We start from the raw sequence: 16,212 nt of genomic DNA, 5'->3' as shown, positions 1-16,212 counted from the left end.
GCAGCCCGGGACGCTCCGCGTCCCTTCCAAAGCCGAACGCAGAGCGTCCGTAGAGGCATTCCCACGCGGGAACGTGGGAATGATTTTTAACCGAGCTACGCAACCACTTGGTAACACGGCACATACGCCGCGCCACCGGGCAATTTCATCCGATGTTGGGCGACGAAGGCCTTGAGCAGTTGATCCAGCGGCTGCATGACCGCTGCATCGCCACGGATCTGGTACGGCCCGTGATCTTCGATCAGGCGGATGCCCTTGTCCTTGACGTTGCCGGCGACGATCCCGGAGAACGCGCGGCGCAGGTTGGCGGCCAGTTCGTGGGCCGGCAGGTTGCGGCTCAGTTTCAGGTTGGCCATGTTTTCGTGAGTCGGGTCGAACGGACGCTGGAAGCCTTCGTCGATTTTCAGCAGCCAGTTGAAATGGAACGCGTCGTTGCGCTCGCGACGGAACTGTTTGACCGCTTTGAGCCCTTGGGTCATCTGCCGTGCCACTTCAGCCGGGTCATCGATGATGATCTCGTAGTGTTGCTTCGCAGCTTCACCCAAGGTGGCGCCGACAAACGCATCCAGTTGCTCCAGATACGGCGCGGCATGTTTCGGTCCGGTGAGGACCACGGGGAAGGGCAGGCCGGCGTTGTCCGGGTGCATCAGGATACCGAGCAGGTACAGGAACTCTTCGGCCGTGCCGGCGCCGCCCGGGAAAATGATGATGCCATGTCCGACGCGCACGAAGGCTTCCAGGCGTTTTTCGATGTCCGGCAGGATCACCAGTTCGTTGACGATCGGGTTTGGCGCTTCGGCAGCAATGATTCCGGGTTCGGTCAGACCGAGGTAGCGGCCGCCGTGGATGCGTTGCTTGGCGTGGGCGATGGTCGCGCCTTTCATCGGGCCTTTCATCACGCCGGGGCCGCAACCGGTGCAGATGTCGAGGCTGCGCAGGCCCAGTTCGTGGCCGACTTTCTTGGTGTATTTGTATTCTTCGGTGTTGATCGAGTGTCCGCCCCAGCACACGACGATTTTTGGCTCGACGCCGGGGCGCAGGGTGCGGGCGTTGCGCAGCAGGTGGAAGACGTAGTCGCTGATGCCTTGGGACGTGCTCAGATCGATGCGCTGGGCGTCGAGTTCGTTTTCGGTGTAGACGATGTCGCGCAGGGCGCTGAAGAGCATTTCGCGGGTGCTGGCGATCATTTCGCCGTCGACGAACGCGTCCGCCGGGGCGTTCAGCAGTTCCAGGCGTACTCCACGGTCTTGCTGGTGAATGCGGATTTCGAAGTTCTTGTAGGCTTCGAGGATGGTCTTGGCGTTATCGACATGGGCGCCGGTATTGAGGATGGCCAGGGCGCACTGGCGGAATAAGGTGTAGGTGCTGCCGGATCCGGCTTCGCTCAGTTGCTGTACTTCACGTTGAGAGAGGGTTTCCAGGCTGCCTTTGGGGCTGACCGAGGCGTTGATTACTTGTCGTTGGGTCATTCAATGATCCTTAAAACGATGCCGTTCATACAGGGAAATGGCATCCGAATAGTATGTATCCATGAAAGAAGATGGCACGAACTGCGCTGTATCGCCATGTTCTGCGTTTAACGATGAAAAGATGAATAGGAGCCCCAGCATAGCTAAATCCCCCGCAGAGGCGATAATGCCCGCACACTTTTTGCCCATGCCCCCAAGGAATCCAGCCGCGATGTTCGAGATCCAGCCGAAGAATGCCGAAACCTATCGACAACAGACGCGGCGCAGCACGGTGATTATTGCGCTGCTTTTCCTGGCGCTGGCGATGGTGTTGTCCACCGCGGCGGTGGCGCTGTTCGGTGAGCCCGGTGGGGACAATCTGCGTTTCAACGTCGGCGGGGTGTTTGTCGCGGTGCTGCTGATGGTGGCGCTGATGCGCGGTACGTTCTGGACCCAGGAATGGATGGCTCCGGCGGTCTACGGCTGGCAGCTCAAACGCAGCCTGATGAGCATCACGAACGTCATGCATCAGGTCACGGCAGCGGTGGAGAAGGACGATCCGACGGCCATGAAGCTGCTGCGCTTCTACCATCTGGGCTTGAGCCAGATGCACGAGCTGGACGGCAATTCCAGCGATCACAGCCAGTTGACCCGCGAGATGGATCAACACAAGGCACGGATGGAAGCGCAGGGCATCGACACTGAACAGACGCAATTGAATCCCGCCTGGATCGAGGCCGTGAAACAGTCGTCGAAGTGAAACAATGGTGTGGGCGAATTGCGCACCATTGGAGGTAGGGCTTCGGGGGCATGGAGTCTCGGCTGAACCTTCACTGCCCGAACGGGAGTCTGATGCCAGTAAGGAAACGCTCATGCCCCTGAAACCCACGTTTAGCCCGATACTGATCTTCGCCGTTGTCCTGGGTGTGGCCACGATTTGGGCGTGCAAGACGGCGGGGCGCGCTACTGCCTCTTCTTAAACCCTGACGGTGGCGGACAGTATCCTCGATGTGTCCGATTCACGTGACGCAAAACCTGCGCCCGTTTGTCGAGACAGCCGTGCGAATACTTATGGCGTAGATCACCCTGTCAGGTGTTTGATCAGGCATAGTCGACCGGCCCCTGACGGCTCATACCCGTCATGCATGGTTAAAACGGCTAACGGAATGGTTCGCCTGTCATAAGAATCAGGGAGCGTTATGGGACATCCGTCCGTTAAAGACCGAATTGAACGATCCCGCCACGGCAGGCCTTTGGTGGCTGCACAAGTCGGTGCGACGCTCAAGGTCCGCTCTGCGGTGTTTCTGCTGGTGGCGGTGTGCCTGTCGATGACGGTCATTGTCATCTGGGAAGCCTGGAGCTCACGCCAATACCATCTGCAAGACAAAGAAGTGGCGATGTCCAACCTTGCCCAGACCCTGGCCTCGCAAGCGCAGGCGTCAATCAAGCAAGCCGATACGCTCCTGTTGACCCTGGTGGATCGCCTCGAAAACGACGGCATCGACGCAGCCCGGGTACCCCGGCTGGAGCATTTGCTCAGTGCCCAGCGCAATGAGTTGCGCCAGCTCCATGGCTTGTTCGTTTATGACGAAGCCGGGCGTTGGATTGCCAATTCCAACGGCGCCGTCGTGTCCATTGCCAACAACTCCGACCGTGAATATTTCGTCTACCATCGCGATCACCCCGACCGCGGGCCCCACATCGGTCCGTCGATCAAGAGCCGTTCCAGCGGTGAATGGATCATGACGGTTTCGCGCCGCGTCAATCATTCGGATGGCCGCTTTGCCGGCGTGGCGCTGGCAACGATTTATCTCAGCCATTTCCTCGGGCTCTATGACAGCATCGACATGGGCAAAAACGGCGTGATCAACCTGATCGCCAACGACGCTAGCATCGTGGTTCGTCGACCGTTCAATGAAGCTGACATCGGCACCAGTGTTGCCAAGGGACCGTTGTTCAATCAGTTGTTGCCCAAGGGCAATTTCGGTACGGCAACGGTCAAGTCTTATGTCGATGGCGTCGAGCGGGTGGTGGGGTTTCGAAGAGTGGAAGGTTATCCGCTGATCATTTTCGCCGCACTTAACAAGGATGAAGTCCTCGCCAGCTGGCGCCAGGAGTCAATACTGAGGGCCGGCATCGTTGCATTTCTGCTCGGGTTCCTGGGCATTCTCGGTTTTCGCCTGATCCGCCTCATGAAGCAGCAGAATCAAGTTCAGGAGGTGCTGCTGGATGCTCAGGAAAAACTCCTTGAGGTCAATCGCAGCCTCGAGTTACTGGCCCTGGAGGATGCACTGACCGGTCTGTCCAACAGGCGCCAGTTTGACTTGTTCATCCTCGCGGAAATCGGCCGGGCCAAGCGTACCCAGACCCGCCTCGCGCTGCTGATGATCGATGTCGATCACTTCAAACTGTTCAACGATCACTACGGCCATTTGGCCGGTGATGAGTGTTTGCGCAACATCAGCGCAATCATCACGGACAACATGAAGCGCCCCGGCGATCTGGCCGCCCGTTATGGCGGTGAAGAGTTTGCCGTGGTACTGCCCGGGACCGACTATGTGGGGGCGTTTCTGGTGGCGGAAAAAATCCGTCGTGCGGTTCAGCTAGCGGGCATCCTGCACACAGAATGTGCCGAAGGCGTGGTGACGGTGAGCCTGGGAGTCGCTGCGTACGACCCGGCCTCGCAAGCCCGGCCCGACGATTTGATCGGTGCCGCCGACAAGGCGCTTTACGTGGCCAAGGCCAGCGGGCGGAACATGAGCGTCATCGCCAACTGACCGCGCAGAACATCAGCACCGAGGTGAGCCCCGGCCCGCGACAGGCTGCCGGTTTCGCGGTTGGCTTCGAGCAACGCCAGGTCTTCAATCGACAGCATGTTCTCAATCCCCGGATCTGGTTTCAGGCGGCCCGACGTACTTTCCACTGCCTGATCACGCGAAGATAGACCAATACGTTGATCGCCAGCACCACGCTGCCCAATCCCACCTGAATCGCCGGGGTCAGGCCGGCCGGGTAAATGATCGGCCACAGGTAATGCTCGATGAAACTGTCGCCATAGCCGGTTTGCCCGGCAGCGTGACGCATGAGGTTTTCCCAGTCAGTCAGCGGGCAGGGCAGGTGGAAGACTTCCACCGAAACGCCCCACACCGCGGCGGGCACGTGCCACCAGATCAGCGGTCGCCACTTGAGTACCAGCAGCCCGCCGAACAGCACGAACAGAATGAACAACAGGTGAAACAGCACCAGCCCGTCGGCAGCGATTCGGTAAAGCATGTCGACTCCCTGATGCGTTAAGCGAGTCGCTTCATGGTACTCGGGCTGGTTGCCGGCGCTCTATCGATTGTTGTGGTTCAGCGTCATCAGCACGTCCTTCAACTTCGTCACCATGGCTTTAGTGCTGCGTTGCATTGGCGCGCGCACTTCGTCGCCAATCAAGCCTTCAAAGGCCAGGGCGGTTTTCACCGGGGCGGGGTTGGGTTCGATGAACAGGCTTTGGATCAGCGGCAGCAGTTGAAAGAATGTCGTTCGTCCGGTCGCTAACTGGTTGTCGCGAATCTGTTGATACAACGCCACGAACAACTCGGGATGGACATGCGCGGAGGCCGCAATCGCGCCTTTGGCGCCCAGGCACAAGGCGTTGAAGATCTGGTTATCTTCGCCGCACAGAACGTCGACCTTGCCACTGGCCAGCAGCGCCAGGGTGTTGGCCTGATTGCCGCCGCAATCCTTGATCGCGACGATGCGCTCATGGGCAACGATGTTGAGCAGGGTCGCCTGTTCGAAGGCCACGCCGGTGCGGTAAGGGATGTCGTAGAGAATGACCGGGACGCTGGAGGCGTCGGCCACCGTTTTGAAAAACGCTTCGAGGCCTGCCTGGGAAGGGCGGATGTAATACGGCGGTGGCACCAGCAAACCCGCCACCGGACGTGTCAGGATTTCACTCTGAAATTGCAGCAGCTCGGTCAGATTGTTCCCGGCCAGCCCCATGACCACGCGATGCGCCGGCACCTGTTCCAGCACGGCATCGAGCACCGCCAATTGCTCATGTTTGCTCAGTGCCGCCGCTTCGGCCGTGGTGCCGCAGACCACGATCCCGTCGACGCCTTTTTCCAGCAGATGAGCGACCAGCCGCCCCAACCCGACAAAGTCGATAGCGCCATTGTGAAACGGTGTAACGAGTGGAACCCAGATACCTTGAAACGATGACATGCACTTTCTCCTGAAGGTTGACCGATTTCGTCACCGTCAGAAGCGTAGAAGGCAGTAAGCAAGGGTCGGGAGTCCGTAGCGCTCAATGTCCTGTCAGCTCATCTGACGGGACAGCGCGCCCCGGTCACATGAGCGACTGTTTCTTCGATTTCAGGGCGTGCGCAACGCAACCTTGCGCCTTGGCATTCAAGCCAATGACGATAGTGTTGAGGTTGAAGGTTGCGGACATGTTGCTGACACCCTGAATGAGGCGCTCAGTTTTAAAAGTCGGCGCAGTGTTTGTCAATCGCGAAAATCAGTGAACTGGGCGCGCATCCGGCCATTGCGTTTGGCCTGATAGAGCAACTTGTCGACCTGTTCGACGAATTCCAGCGGCGTTGCGTGCAGCGATGCGGACAAAGACGCGATCAAAGTGCGCAAGATTGTTCAAGCCATCGCCCACGACTGCTGGCACAGTCTGACGTCTTTCCCTGGTTGTAGAGCGTTATGTCCAATTCACTCATGCCGCGCAGTGCGTTTCTTCGTGGTGCCGCAGCCATCATGCCGTTGTCCCTGGCGACTGCGCCTTGGGGATTGCTGGCCGGTTCCATGGCCATCGAGGCCAATCTCACACCCCTGCAAGGCCAGGGCCTGTCGGGCATCGTGTTCGCCGGTGCCGCACAACTGGTGGCAATCGGCATGCTCAAGGGTGGAGCCGGGATCTTTTCGATTCTGCTGACCACGCTGCTGCTGACCTCCCAGCATTTGCTGTACGGCATGAGCATGCGTTCGGTAATTTCACCGTTGCCGGGTCGCTGGCGGGCAGGGCTTGGTTTTTTGCTCACCGATGAGCTGTTCGCCCTGACCAGCCAGCATGACAAACAGCAGTTCAACCGCTGGTACGCGTTGGGCGTCGGCCTGACGTTTTACATCGCCTGGAACCTCTTCACCCTGGCCGGGATCGTGCTCGGCAGCAGCATTCCGGGCCTGGAACATCTGGGGCTGGACTTCTCCATCGCGGCGACGTTTATCGCCCTGATCACCCCCGTGGTACGTAATGTACCGACCGTGGTGTGTGTGGCGGTGTCACTGTTCTGCTCGGTGCTGTTCAGCTACTGGCAATGGGGCTCGGCGCTGGTGCTGTCCGGGTTGGCAGGCATGACCGCAGGCTTTGTCTGCAATAAATTCTATGGGGGTCGTCCATGATGGTCTGGGCTGTGATTATCGGGATGGGCGTGCTCGTCTTTCTGAACCGCTACGTATTTCTCGAGCCTCGGCTGCCGCTGCGCTTGAGCAGCAACGCCCGGCAATTCCTCGGTTTTGCGGTGCCGGGCATGCTGACCGCGATCTGCGGGCCGATTGTGTTCATGCCCGACAAACAGCTGAATCTGCAGTGGGATAACCCGTATCTGATCAGTTCGCTGGTGGCGGTGGGGCTGGTGCTTTACACCCGCAATACCTTGCTCAGCATGCTGTTGAGCATGGGGTTTTTCTTTCTGTTGCGCTGGTGGCTCTGAGCCGGGTGCAAGAAATTGTTCTACGCTTAAAGTTGATGACTGATCCCTTAGGAAGAGAGGTGAGCATGGCAACTGAACAAAAAGTTCCGGACCCGGATGAAGACATGGATGAACCCACGGAAGAAGAGATCAAGCGGCAGAAGCGTTCGACGCCGGACTGGAAGCATCCCGACGACGGCAAAGAACTGTCAGACCGAGACCAAGAGTTTCCGTTGAAGCCCTGAGTGGGCCGCGCCAAAAAAAAGCCGCTTTCCCGGTGAGGGATAAGCGGCGTTTTTCATTGGGTAAACAGTGCATTGCACCAACCGGCACGTTACCGGCTGGCTGCGCATGGTTGCGGAGGGCGCAATCCCTGCCTATGTTCCATGCGAGGCATCTCCAGCGACCAACGTGCTTGACTGGCCTCAGGTTGCTGTCCATCCAGTGCGGATTTTCGCAGCGAGGTTACGACATGCCAAACGACTCCCGTCCCGCCGTGCTCGAACTGATCGGCAATACGCCGCTGGTGCGCGTCAGCCGCTTCGATACCGGCCCGTGCACGCTGTTTCTCAAACTCGAATCGCAGAACCCCGGTGGATCAATCAAGGACCGTATAGGCTTGGCGATGATCGACGCCGCCGAGCGCGATGGTCGCCTGCAACCCGGCGGCACCATCGTGGAGGCTACCGCCGGCAACACCGGGCTAGGCCTGGCCCTGGTCGGCCGTGCCAAGGGTTACCGGGTGGTGTTGGTGGTGCCGGACAAAATGTCCACCGAGAAAGTCTTGCACCTCAAGGCAATGGGCGCCGAGGTGCACATCACCCGCTCCGACGTCGGCAAGGGCCATCCCGAGTATTACCAGGACGTTGCGGCACGGCTGGCGCAGGAAATTCCCGACGCCTTCTTTGCCGATCAATTCAACAACCCGGCCAACCCGCTGGCCCACGAATGCAGCACTGCGCCGGAGATCTGGGCGCAGACCCAGCATGACCTGGATGCCATCGTCGTCGGCGTCGGTTCGGCCGGCACGCTGACCGGGCTCACCCGTTTTTTTCGCCGCGTGCAGCCAGAACTCGCCATGGTGCTGGCCGATCCGGTCGGCTCGGTGATGGCCGAATACAGCCGCAGCGGCACCCTCGGTACGCCCGGCTCGTGGGCGGTGGAGGGCATCGGCGAAGACTTCATTCCCTCGATTGCCGACCTTTCCAGCGTGCGCCAGGCCTATTCAATCAGCGACGAGGAAAGCTTCGATCATGCCCGCCAGCTGCTGCGCGCCGAAGGTATTCTCGGCGGCTCTTCGACCGGCACTTTGCTGGCGGCAGCGCTGCGTTACTGCCGCGAGCAAACCGAACCGAAACGCGTGGTCACTTTCGTCTGCGACACCGGCACCCGCTACCTGTCGAAGGTCTACAACGACCAGTGGATGAACGATCAGGGTCTGTTGCAGTACAAGCATTACGGCGATCTGCGCGACCTGATCTCACGGCGCTTCGAGGATGGCCGAGTGATCAGCGTGGGGCCGGACGATACGCTGCTCACTGCCTTCCAGCGCATGCGCCTGGCAGATGTGTCGCAACTGCCGGTGCTGGTGGATAAACAGCGGTTGGTTGGCGTGATTGATGAATCCGATATTTTGCTTGGCGTGCACCAGAACGCTTCGCACTTTCGTTTGACGGTGGCCAGCGCCATGACCGACAAATTGCAAACCCTGCCGCCCGGCGCCAGTCTGGCTGAACTGCAAGCAGAGCTTGACCGTGGGCTGGTAGCGATCATCGCCGACGCCTCGGGCTTCCACGGCCTGATTACCCGCGTCGACCTGCTCAATCACTTACGGAGATCCCTCACATGAGTCAACACGATGAAACCGCTACACCACGCGCCTTCGCCACCCGTGTGATCCATGCCGGACAGACGCCGGACCCTTCCACCGGGGCGTTGATGCCGCCGATTTACGCCAACTCCACTTATTTGCAGCAGAGCCCCGGCGTTCATAAGGGCTTCGACTATGGGCGTTCGCACAACCCGACGCGCTTTGCGCTGGAGCGTTGTGTGGCGGATCTCGAAGGCGGTACCCAGGCCTTCGCCTTCGCTTCCGGGCTGGCGACGATTTCCACCGTGCTCGAGCTGCTCGACGCTGACTCGCACATCGTCTCCGGTAATGATTTGTACGGCGGTACGTTCCGGCTGTTCGACAAGGTGCGCCGGCGCAGCGCCGGGCATCGCTTCAGCTTCGTCGATCTGACGGACCTGGCGGCCTTCGAAGCCGCGCTGCAGGACGACACACGGATGGTCTGTGTCGAGACGCCGAGCAATCCCTTGCTGCGCCTCACTGACCTCGCTGCGATCGCACGCATCTGCCGCGAACGAGGCATTCTCTGTGTGGCCGACAACACCTTCGCCAGCCCTTGGATACAGCGTCCGCTGGAGCTGGGTTTCGATATCGTGGTGCACTCGACGACCAAGTATCTGAACGGCCATTCCGACGTGATCGGCGGCATCGCGGTGGTGGGGCAGAACGCTGAGCTGGCTGAGCGCCTGGGCTTCCTGCAGAACGCAGTGGGCGCGATCGCCGGGCCGTTCGACGCGTTTCTCACCCTGCGCGGCGTGAAGACCCTGGCGTTGCGCATGGAACGTCATTGCAGCAACGCGCTGGAACTGGCGCGGTGGCTTGAGCGTCAGCCGCAGGTGGCGCGCGTCTATTATCCGGGCCTGCCGTCGCACCCGCAGCACGAACTGGCACGTCAGCAGATGCGCGGTTTCGGCGGAATGATTTCCCTCGACCTGAACAGCGATCTGGCCGGCGCCAAGCGCTTCCTCGAAAATGTGCAGATCTTCGCCCTGGCCGAGAGCCTGGGCGGTGTGGAAAGCCTGATCGAGCACCCGGCGATCATGACCCACGCCACCATCCCCGCAGACACCCGCGCGCAGCTCGGCATCGGCGATGCGCTGGTGCGTTTGTCAGTGGGTGTGGAGGATGTGGAAGACCTGCGCGCCGACCTGGCACAGGCGCTGGCGCGGATTTGAATCGACGTTTTCAGAAGAGGTGCTGGCCCTGCATTTTTGTGATTGCACGGGGAGGATCAGATCGACACATTCCAACGAATCTGAGTAATCCCCAGACGCAGCGCTTCGATGCGCGCGGTTTCGAGGCTGGCGTGTGCGGCAATTTGCCGGCCTGCCTCGGGGTAAGCATGCGCGGACGCCGAATGTATCGCCTCGACATCCGAGAACTGCACGGCCAATTTGAAAAAGTACTCCAAAACCACGCGGGGCAACATCAACGTCGAGATCAACCTGGTCTGAGTGGGCGAATTGCGCCCACAAGGTGCCTGTTTTACGCAAAGGTGAAGCGCAAGGCTTCACCTTTTGCGATAGGTCTCAATCGGGTGTTGCAGAGCGGGCACTCAGCTTCCCGCCCGTTTATTCAACGCCTCCTCAGCCGCCGCGATTTCAGCCTGGCGCTTGACGATCATGTCGCCAATCGGCGGGCCCTGGAAGCGTCGGGCTTCAAAGCCGAACCAGACGATGGCCGTCAGCACCAGAAAGCCGATGGTGATGTACAGCGCCCAATCGTTCGGCGGCTGGATGCCGATGACGAAAATGATCACCATCGAGAGGATCGAGAGGATTGCGAAGAATGAGTACCAAAAGCGCCCCAGGTTCCACGGCCCCATGGTCGGCCATTTCGAGGTCCCGTAAGTAAACAGGCCCAGGATGATGGGAATGACGAAGGAGAAGAACAGGAAGATCACCGTGCAGGACACCACGATGGTGTAGACCGGTGTTTCACCGATCGATATCACCGACGATCCCCAGACGAACAGTACCGCGAGGGTGGCACCGGTCCAGATCGCCGCCACCGGGCTGCGAAGGGTAGGCGAGACAGAGGACAGTGCTTTGGAGAAGGGCAGGCCACCGTCCCGTGAGAACGCGAAGATCATGCGCGAAACCGAGGTCACGGTTGCCAGCCCGCAGAGAAATTGCGAGATAAAAATCGCCACGTAAAGCGCCATTTTTACCGTCGGGTTCACCTGAGTGTCCATGGCCCAGAAAAACACGGTCCAACCATGCTTCGCCGCCTCGTCCATGCTCGGCAGCATCAGCACAAACGCGCTGAGCATGACCCAACCGAACAGCAACGACCAGACCACCGACATGACCATACCGCGTGGCACTGACATGGCCGCATTGCGGGTCTCTTCGGAGGTGTGCGCGGAAGCGTCATAGCCGGTGATGGTGTAGATCGGCAACAGCAGGCCGAGCATGAAAATCCAGCCGTTCGAGACCTCTGGCCAGACGCTGCCGCCCGCCTCACCGGAATAGTTGCTGAAGGTCCATAACCGGGCGAATTCATAACTGGGGGCAGAGATCAGACAGACGATGGTCAGCGCGAGCGCCGTGGCGAAGATCAGGTAACCCGAGAAGTCGGTGAGCTTCGCGGTCAGGCCGATACCCAGGTGGTTACACAGAGCCTGGAGGCCGGTCAGGATCGCCAGGAAAATCACCCGAGTCGTGGTCGTGTCTTCCATGCCAAGGGCCGGTCCGAAGGCGCCGAAAAAGAAGTAATAGGTACCGACGTTGATCGCCCCGAGCACAGTGACCAGCCCCAGCAGGTTGAACCATGCGGTCAGCCAGCCGGTGAAGCGGTTACCGAGAATCGAGCCCCAGTGATACAGACCGCCGGCGGTGGGGTAGGCCGAGGAAATCTGCGCCATGGCCATGGCGAACACTCCGGAAATCAGGCAGCCGATGGGCCAGCCGATGCCGATTGACGCGCCGCCCGCGCCCGATGTGCCTTGGGCGAGTGAGTTGATACCCCCCGAGAGGATGCAGATGATTGAAAAGGAAATGGCAAAGTTGGAGAAAACGCCCATACGTCGCGAGAGCTGCTGGGCATAGCCCATGCTGTGCAACACCTTGACGTCGTCGTCTTGCGGCGCGCTGGTGCCGGGCTGACTTGCTGGATTCATGTTGTGTGCCCCTTCAGGTTTTGATACGCATCCATCCGGGGTACCGGATGGGCTGGCCTTCAACCCCTTGTCGTACTGCTCCTGTCTCCAACCGCTACAACCTGTCCATGCTCTGTGTTCACGCCTCGGACTGGACAGACAACTGCTCTAAATACGGCCGTGAAACGCCGCGTCGAAAATTTCTGCCGCGCCGGCCCGGGTCAACGGCAGCGGGTTGCCGCCGGCAGAGGGGTCGACAATCGCCATGTCGGCGATCAAATCGGCCTGCCGATCATCCACGCCCAGTTCAAACAGCGTATGAGGCACGCCGATGTCCTTGCGCAGCTTGAGGACGAAGGCCAGAAAACTCTCGAAGCCGGGGGAGGGCAGACGCAACCAGGCCGCCAGGCGAGTGATGCGTTCTTCGATGGCCGGGCGATTGAACTTCAAGACATAGGGCATGAAGGTGGCGTTGGTCATGCCGTGATGGGTGTCGTAAAGCGCGCCCACCGGATGCGAGAGGGCATGCATCCCGCCCAGTCCTTTCTGGAAGGCGGTGGCACCCATCGCCGCAGCCGCGAGCATTTGCGCGCGCGCTTCAAGGTCGGACGGGGTGTGTACGGCGCGCACCAGAGCGTTGGCTACCAGGCGCATGCCTTCCACCGCAATGCCATCGGCCATCGGGTGAAAACCGGGGGCGCAGTACGCTTCCAGGCAGTGCGAAAAAGCATCCATGCCCGTGCCGGCGGTGACCTTGGCCGGCATGCCGACGGTGAGGGCCGGGTCGCTGATGACCACGCGGGGCATCATTTTCGGGTGGAAGATGATGCGTTTGGTGTGGGTGCTTTCGTCGATGATCACCGCCGCACGACCTACTTCCGAGCCTGTGCCCGCAGTAGTTGGCACCGCGATGACCGGGGCGATGCTGCTTTCGTCGGCACGGGTCCAGTAGTCGCCGATGTCTTCGAAATCCCAGACCGGTCGGGTCTGGCCGCTCATGAACGCGATGAGCTTGCCCATGTCCAGCCCGCTGCCACCGCCAAAGGCGACCACGCCGTCATGCTTGCCGGCGCGCCAGGCGTCGAGCCCGCCTGCCAGGTTGGCTTCGACCGGGTTGGGCTTGAGGTCGCAAAACAGCGCGACGCCCAGGCCGGCGGCGCGCAAGGCGTCCAGCGCTGCCGTGGTGATCGGCGCGCGTGCCAGGCCACTGTCGGTGACCAGCAACGGTCGCTGGATACCCTGGCTGCGACAGACCTCGGCCAGCTCGGCGATGCGGCCGACACCGAAGCGAATGCTCGTGGGGTAGTTCCAGTTTCCAGTCAGGCTCATGGCTCAGATCTCGTGGCGCAAATGGAAGGATTTGGCTCGGGTCAGGTGCTCGTAGCCCAGGCGCGATAGCGTCACGCCGCGTCCGCTGTTCTTCACGCCGGTCCAGGCCAGGGCCGGGTCCAGATAATCACAGCGGTTCATGAACACGGTGCCGGTGTCGATCTCGTTGCCCAGGCGCTCGGCGGCGGCGAGGTCTTGCGTCCAGATGGAAGCGCTGAGGCCGAACTCACTGTCGTTCATCAAGGCGATGGCTTCGTCGTCGCTGGCCACCGGCATGATGCCGACCACCGGACCAAAACTTTCCTCACGCATCACCGACATTTGATGGTTGACGTCGACTAACACCTGCGGCGCGAGGTAGGCGCTGCCCGGCACGCCAGCGGGAAAAGCCTTCGGATCGATCAGTGCCTTTGCACCTTTTAATAGTGCATCGGCGATCTGGCCCCGAACGAACTCGGCAGCGCTCGGAGACACCAGCGGGCCGAGCGTGGTGGCTTCGTCCAGTGGATTGCCCAGCACGTATTGGCGGGTCAGGGCGGCGAAGCGCTCGATAAACGCCGGGTAGATTTTTTCATCGACATAGATGCGCTCGACCGCGCAACAGCTTTGTCCGGCGTTGAAGAAGCTGCCGTCCACCAGGTTTTCCACTGCATGTACCAGGTCGGCATCGGCCCGGACGTAGGCCGGGTCTTTGCCTCCGAGCTCCAGGCCCAGTCCGAGGAAGCGTCCAGTGGCGGCGTTTTCCATGGCCTTGCCGGCTTCGACCGAGCCGGTGAAGTTCACCTGCTGCACCCGTCCAGAAGCAATGATTGCTGCGGTATAGACATGATCCAGCACCAGGTTCTGAAACAGCCCTTCGGGCAGGTTGGCCCGGCGCATGGCCTCGGCGAAGCGTTCGCCGACCAGCAACGTTTGCGATGCATGTTTGAGAATGACGCTGTTGCCGGCCATCAGCGCCGCAATGATCGTGTTGACCGCCGTCAGGTAGGGGTAATTCCAGGGGGCGATGACCAGCACCGTACCGAGTGGCTCACGTTTGATATGCCGTCGAAAACCAGCGACAGGCGTGGGTTCAAGCACAGCCAACGCTTCAGGTGCAATGGCGATCATGTGCCGGGCGCGTTCTTCAAAGCCGCGTAGCTCACCGGCGCCAAACCGTACCGGACGGCCCATCTGCCAGGCCAGTTCCGGGATGATGTCGGCCTTCATTGCCAACATCGCGTCCACTGCGGCGTTGCAATAGGCTGCGCGCTCGCTCAGTGGTCGACGTTTCCATTGCGCCTGAGCGGTTGCGGCAGCCGCCAGCGCCTGATCGATCTGTGTTGCATCGGCGCAGTGGCGTTCGGCGTAGACCCGGCCATCGACCGGCGAAATGAGTTGAATCATCGAAGTCATGATTTTCTCAATAGTAGCCTTCTCAATAGCGCTCAAAACCGCGCTGCAGTTCCCAGTCGGTGATCCGTCGGTCGTACTCTTTCTGTTCCCACTCGGCGGTGTGTACGTAGTGGTCGATCACTTCATCACCGAAGGCCTCGCGCAACATGGTCGAGCCCTGAAGCGCGGCACAGGCTTCGCGCAGGGTCTTCGACACTTCAGGCAAGTGCTCGTCGACGTAGGCATCGCCCTCGAAGGGCGGCGCGAGGTTGAGCTTCTCGTCAATCCCCGCCAGCCCCGCAGCGATCAGCGCAGCGAACGCCAGATAAGGGTTGAGGTCGGCGCCGCCGACACGACATTCAATACGGATCGCTTTGCTGCCTTCGGCACACAAACGGAAACCTGCGGTGCGATTGTCTCGACTCCACACCGCCCGCGTCGGCGCAAAAGTGCCGGCCTGAAAGCGCTTGTACGAATTGATGTAGGGCGCGAGAAAACAGGTGATGTCGTTGGCGTATTTGAGCTGACCGGCCACCCATGAACGCATCAGTTTCGACATGCCAAACTCTGCCTTGGTATCGAAAAACAGCGGCTTTTTGCCGTTCTTGTCCCACAGCGAATTATGGATATGGCTGCTGGAGCCGGCGGCGTCATAGCGCCACTTGGCCATGAAGGTGATTGCCTTGCCCTGCAGTTGCGCGATTTCCTTGCAGGCGTGCTTGATGATGACGTGGTGGTCAGCCATGGTCAGGGCATCGGCATAACGGATGTTGATCTCTTCCTGGCCCGGCCCCCATTCACCCTTGGAGTTTTCCACGGGGATGCCGGAGGCCTGCAGATGCTTGCGGATCGCCCGCAGCACCGGCTCTTCGCGGGTGGTCTGGAGGATGTTGTAATCCTCGATGTAATGGCCGGCGGTCTTCGGCTTGTGGTAGTTGCGTTCGTGAATAGCCTCGTAGCTCTCGTCGAACAGATAGAACTCAAGTTCCGAAGCAAACATGCCGGTATAGCCACGTTCGCGCAGGCGCTCGATCTGCTTTTTCAGGATCGCCCGCGGGCTGTGCGGCAAGTCCCGTCGATGGTGATGATCGAGCACATCACAGAGCACCAGCGCCGTGCATTCAAGCCACGGCACCCGTCGCAACGTGGACATGTCGGGTTTGAGCACAAAGTCGCCATAACCTTTGCTCCAACTGGCCGCGGCGTAACCCGGTACCGGCTCCATGTCGATGTCGTCGGCCAGCAGGTAATTGCAGCAGTGGGTTTCTTCATGTCCGCTGTCGATGAAAAACTCGACCTGGAATCGCTTGCCGACCAGTCGCCCTTGCATATCGATCATGCACACCAGCACGGTATCGATCTCACCGGAGGCGGCAGCACGCTTGAGTTGATCAAAGCTGAGTAGAGGCTCGGTCATATGACAGTCCT

17 protein-coding genes are annotated in these 16,212 nt (G+C 60.2%); 7 read left to right on the top strand and 10 right to left on the bottom strand.

Annotated elements, in window-relative coordinates:
- Positions 1-95: 95 nt before the first annotated feature.
- On the bottom strand, positions 96-1,469 hold the full coding sequence (gene ppnN / locus FQ185_RS02430) for a nucleotide 5'-monophosphate nucleosidase PpnN (protein ID WP_149416065.1): 1,374 nt from the start codon (positions 1,467-1,469) through the stop codon (positions 96-98).
- A gap of 211 nt (positions 1,470-1,680) precedes the next feature.
- On the opposite strand from ppnN, the gene FQ185_RS02425 reads away from it, so the two are divergent.
- Together FQ185_RS02425 and FQ185_RS02420 are read left to right on the top strand one after the other, a co-directional pair.
- Positions 1,681-2,208 (top strand): DUF3087 domain-containing protein, encoded by a 528-nt coding sequence (locus FQ185_RS02425; RefSeq protein ID WP_149416064.1) that lies wholly within the window; start codon positions 1,681-1,683, stop codon positions 2,206-2,208.
- A gap of 439 nt (positions 2,209-2,647) precedes the next feature.
- Positions 2,648-4,225: a sensor domain-containing diguanylate cyclase gene (locus FQ185_RS02420; RefSeq protein ID WP_149416063.1), complete on the top strand. Its 1,578-nt coding sequence runs from the start codon at positions 2,648-2,650 to the stop codon at positions 4,223-4,225.
- On the opposite strand, the gene FQ185_RS30150 is transcribed toward FQ185_RS02420, so the two are convergent.
- From FQ185_RS30150 to FQ185_RS30145, 4 genes are all read right to left on the bottom strand, one after another.
- Entirely contained in the window at positions 4,177-4,323 is a 147-nt protein-coding gene (locus FQ185_RS30150) for a hypothetical protein (protein WP_178113475.1), read from the bottom strand. The two genes, FQ185_RS02420 and FQ185_RS30150, sit on opposite strands and share 49 nt — an antisense overlap.
- A gap of 23 nt (positions 4,324-4,346) precedes the next feature.
- Positions 4,347-4,721, bottom strand: coding sequence for a DUF2784 domain-containing protein (locus tag FQ185_RS02415; protein WP_149416062.1), 375 nt, complete (start codon positions 4,719-4,721; stop codon positions 4,347-4,349).
- Positions 4,722-4,781: 60 nt separating this feature from the next.
- Positions 4,782-5,657, bottom strand: coding sequence for a 4-hydroxy-tetrahydrodipicolinate synthase (gene dapA, locus FQ185_RS02410; RefSeq protein ID WP_149416061.1), 876 nt, complete (start codon positions 5,655-5,657; stop codon positions 4,782-4,784).
- A gap of 282 nt (positions 5,658-5,939) precedes the next feature.
- Positions 5,940-6,077 (bottom strand): hypothetical protein, encoded by a 138-nt coding sequence (locus FQ185_RS30145; protein ID WP_178113474.1) that lies wholly within the window; start codon positions 6,075-6,077, stop codon positions 5,940-5,942.
- A 66-nt stretch (positions 6,078-6,143) separates the two neighbouring features.
- Here FQ185_RS30145 and FQ185_RS02405 point away from each other — a divergent pair, with 66 nt between their 5' ends.
- From FQ185_RS02405 to FQ185_RS02390, 5 genes are all read left to right on the top strand, one after another.
- Positions 6,144-6,842, top strand: a complete 699-nt coding sequence (locus FQ185_RS02405) for an AzlC family ABC transporter permease (protein ID WP_149416060.1) — start codon at positions 6,144-6,146, stop codon at positions 6,840-6,842.
- Complete coding sequence (locus FQ185_RS02400; RefSeq protein ID WP_010455066.1) at positions 6,842-7,153, top strand: AzlD domain-containing protein; 312 nt, start codon at positions 6,842-6,844, stop codon at positions 7,151-7,153. Before FQ185_RS02405 ends, FQ185_RS02400 begins: the two co-directional genes overlap by 1 nt.
- 65 nt (positions 7,154-7,218) lie before the next feature.
- Positions 7,219-7,377 (top strand): hypothetical protein, encoded by a 159-nt coding sequence (locus FQ185_RS30140; protein ID WP_178113483.1) that lies wholly within the window; start codon positions 7,219-7,221, stop codon positions 7,375-7,377.
- Between the two features lie 227 nt (positions 7,378-7,604).
- Positions 7,605-8,981 (top strand): cystathionine beta-synthase, encoded by a 1,377-nt coding sequence (locus tag FQ185_RS02395; RefSeq protein WP_149416059.1) that lies wholly within the window; start codon positions 7,605-7,607, stop codon positions 8,979-8,981.
- Complete coding sequence (locus tag FQ185_RS02390) at positions 8,978-10,156, top strand: PLP-dependent aspartate aminotransferase family protein (RefSeq protein WP_149416058.1); 1,179 nt, start codon at positions 8,978-8,980, stop codon at positions 10,154-10,156. Before FQ185_RS02395 ends, FQ185_RS02390 begins: the two co-directional genes overlap by 4 nt.
- Before the next feature lie 56 nt (positions 10,157-10,212).
- Here the strand turns inward: FQ185_RS02390 and FQ185_RS02385 are convergent, their stop codons facing one another.
- The 5 genes from FQ185_RS02385 to FQ185_RS02365 form a co-directional block, all read right to left on the bottom strand.
- A complete protein-coding gene (locus tag FQ185_RS02385; protein WP_149416154.1) occupies positions 10,213-10,410 on the bottom strand; it encodes a hypothetical protein in 198 nt (65 codons plus the stop codon).
- A gap of 126 nt (positions 10,411-10,536) precedes the next feature.
- Positions 10,537-12,102 (bottom strand): amino acid permease, encoded by a 1,566-nt coding sequence (locus FQ185_RS02380; protein ID WP_149416057.1) that lies wholly within the window; start codon positions 12,100-12,102, stop codon positions 10,537-10,539.
- A gap of 147 nt (positions 12,103-12,249) precedes the next feature.
- Positions 12,250-13,410: an iron-containing alcohol dehydrogenase gene (locus FQ185_RS02375; protein WP_149416056.1), complete on the bottom strand. Its 1,161-nt coding sequence runs from the start codon at positions 13,408-13,410 to the stop codon at positions 12,250-12,252.
- Between the two features lie 3 nt (positions 13,411-13,413).
- Positions 13,414-14,805, bottom strand: coding sequence for an aldehyde dehydrogenase family protein (locus tag FQ185_RS02370; protein ID WP_149416055.1), 1,392 nt, complete (start codon positions 14,803-14,805; stop codon positions 13,414-13,416).
- A 22-nt stretch (positions 14,806-14,827) separates the two neighbouring features.
- A complete protein-coding gene (locus tag FQ185_RS02365) occupies positions 14,828-16,201 on the bottom strand; it encodes a glutamine synthetase family protein (RefSeq protein WP_149416054.1) in 1,374 nt (457 codons plus the stop codon).
- Positions 16,202-16,212: the final 11 nt, after the last annotated feature.

Source organism: Pseudomonas sp. ANT_H12B (genome assembly GCF_008369325.1).
Lineage (GTDB): Bacteria > Pseudomonadota > Gammaproteobacteria > Pseudomonadales > Pseudomonadaceae > Aquipseudomonas.
This window is presented reverse-complemented; position numbering and strand designations above follow the sequence as displayed.

Excerpts from the sequence above, each read along its gene's own strand:
- ppnN (WP_149416065.1), bottom strand. The coding sequence starts at position 1,469 with ATGACCCAACGACAAGTAATCAACGCCTCGGTCAGCCCCAAAGGCAGC.
- FQ185_RS02425 (WP_149416064.1), top strand. The coding sequence starts at position 1,681 with ATGTTCGAGATCCAGCCGAAGAATGCCGAAACCTATCGACAACAGACG.
- FQ185_RS02420 (WP_149416063.1), top strand. The coding sequence starts at position 2,648 with ATGGGACATCCGTCCGTTAAAGACCGAATTGAACGATCCCGCCACGGC.
- FQ185_RS30150 (WP_178113475.1), bottom strand. The coding sequence starts at position 4,323 with ATGCTGTCGATTGAAGACCTGGCGTTGCTCGAAGCCAACCGCGAAACC.
- FQ185_RS02415 (WP_149416062.1), bottom strand. The coding sequence starts at position 4,721 with ATGCTTTACCGAATCGCTGCCGACGGGCTGGTGCTGTTTCACCTGTTG.
- dapA (WP_149416061.1), bottom strand. The coding sequence starts at position 5,657 with ATGTCATCGTTTCAAGGTATCTGGGTTCCACTCGTTACACCGTTTCAC.
- FQ185_RS02405 (WP_149416060.1), top strand. The coding sequence starts at position 6,144 with ATGTCCAATTCACTCATGCCGCGCAGTGCGTTTCTTCGTGGTGCCGCA.
- FQ185_RS02400 (WP_010455066.1), top strand. The coding sequence starts at position 6,842 with ATGGTCTGGGCTGTGATTATCGGGATGGGCGTGCTCGTCTTTCTGAAC.
- FQ185_RS30140 (WP_178113483.1), top strand. The coding sequence starts at position 7,219 with ATGGCAACTGAACAAAAAGTTCCGGACCCGGATGAAGACATGGATGAA.
- FQ185_RS02395 (WP_149416059.1), top strand. The coding sequence starts at position 7,605 with ATGCCAAACGACTCCCGTCCCGCCGTGCTCGAACTGATCGGCAATACG.
- FQ185_RS02390 (WP_149416058.1), top strand. The coding sequence starts at position 8,978 with ATGAGTCAACACGATGAAACCGCTACACCACGCGCCTTCGCCACCCGT.
- FQ185_RS02385 (WP_149416154.1), bottom strand. The coding sequence starts at position 10,410 with ATGTTGCCCCGCGTGGTTTTGGAGTACTTTTTCAAATTGGCCGTGCAG.
- FQ185_RS02380 (WP_149416057.1), bottom strand. The coding sequence starts at position 12,102 with ATGAATCCAGCAAGTCAGCCCGGCACCAGCGCGCCGCAAGACGACGAC.
- FQ185_RS02375 (WP_149416056.1), bottom strand. The coding sequence starts at position 13,410 with ATGAGCCTGACTGGAAACTGGAACTACCCCACGAGCATTCGCTTCGGT.
- FQ185_RS02370 (WP_149416055.1), bottom strand. The coding sequence starts at position 14,805 with ATGACTTCGATGATTCAACTCATTTCGCCGGTCGATGGCCGGGTCTAC.
- FQ185_RS02365 (WP_149416054.1), bottom strand. The coding sequence starts at position 16,201 with ATGACCGAGCCTCTACTCAGCTTTGATCAACTCAAGCGTGCTGCCGCC.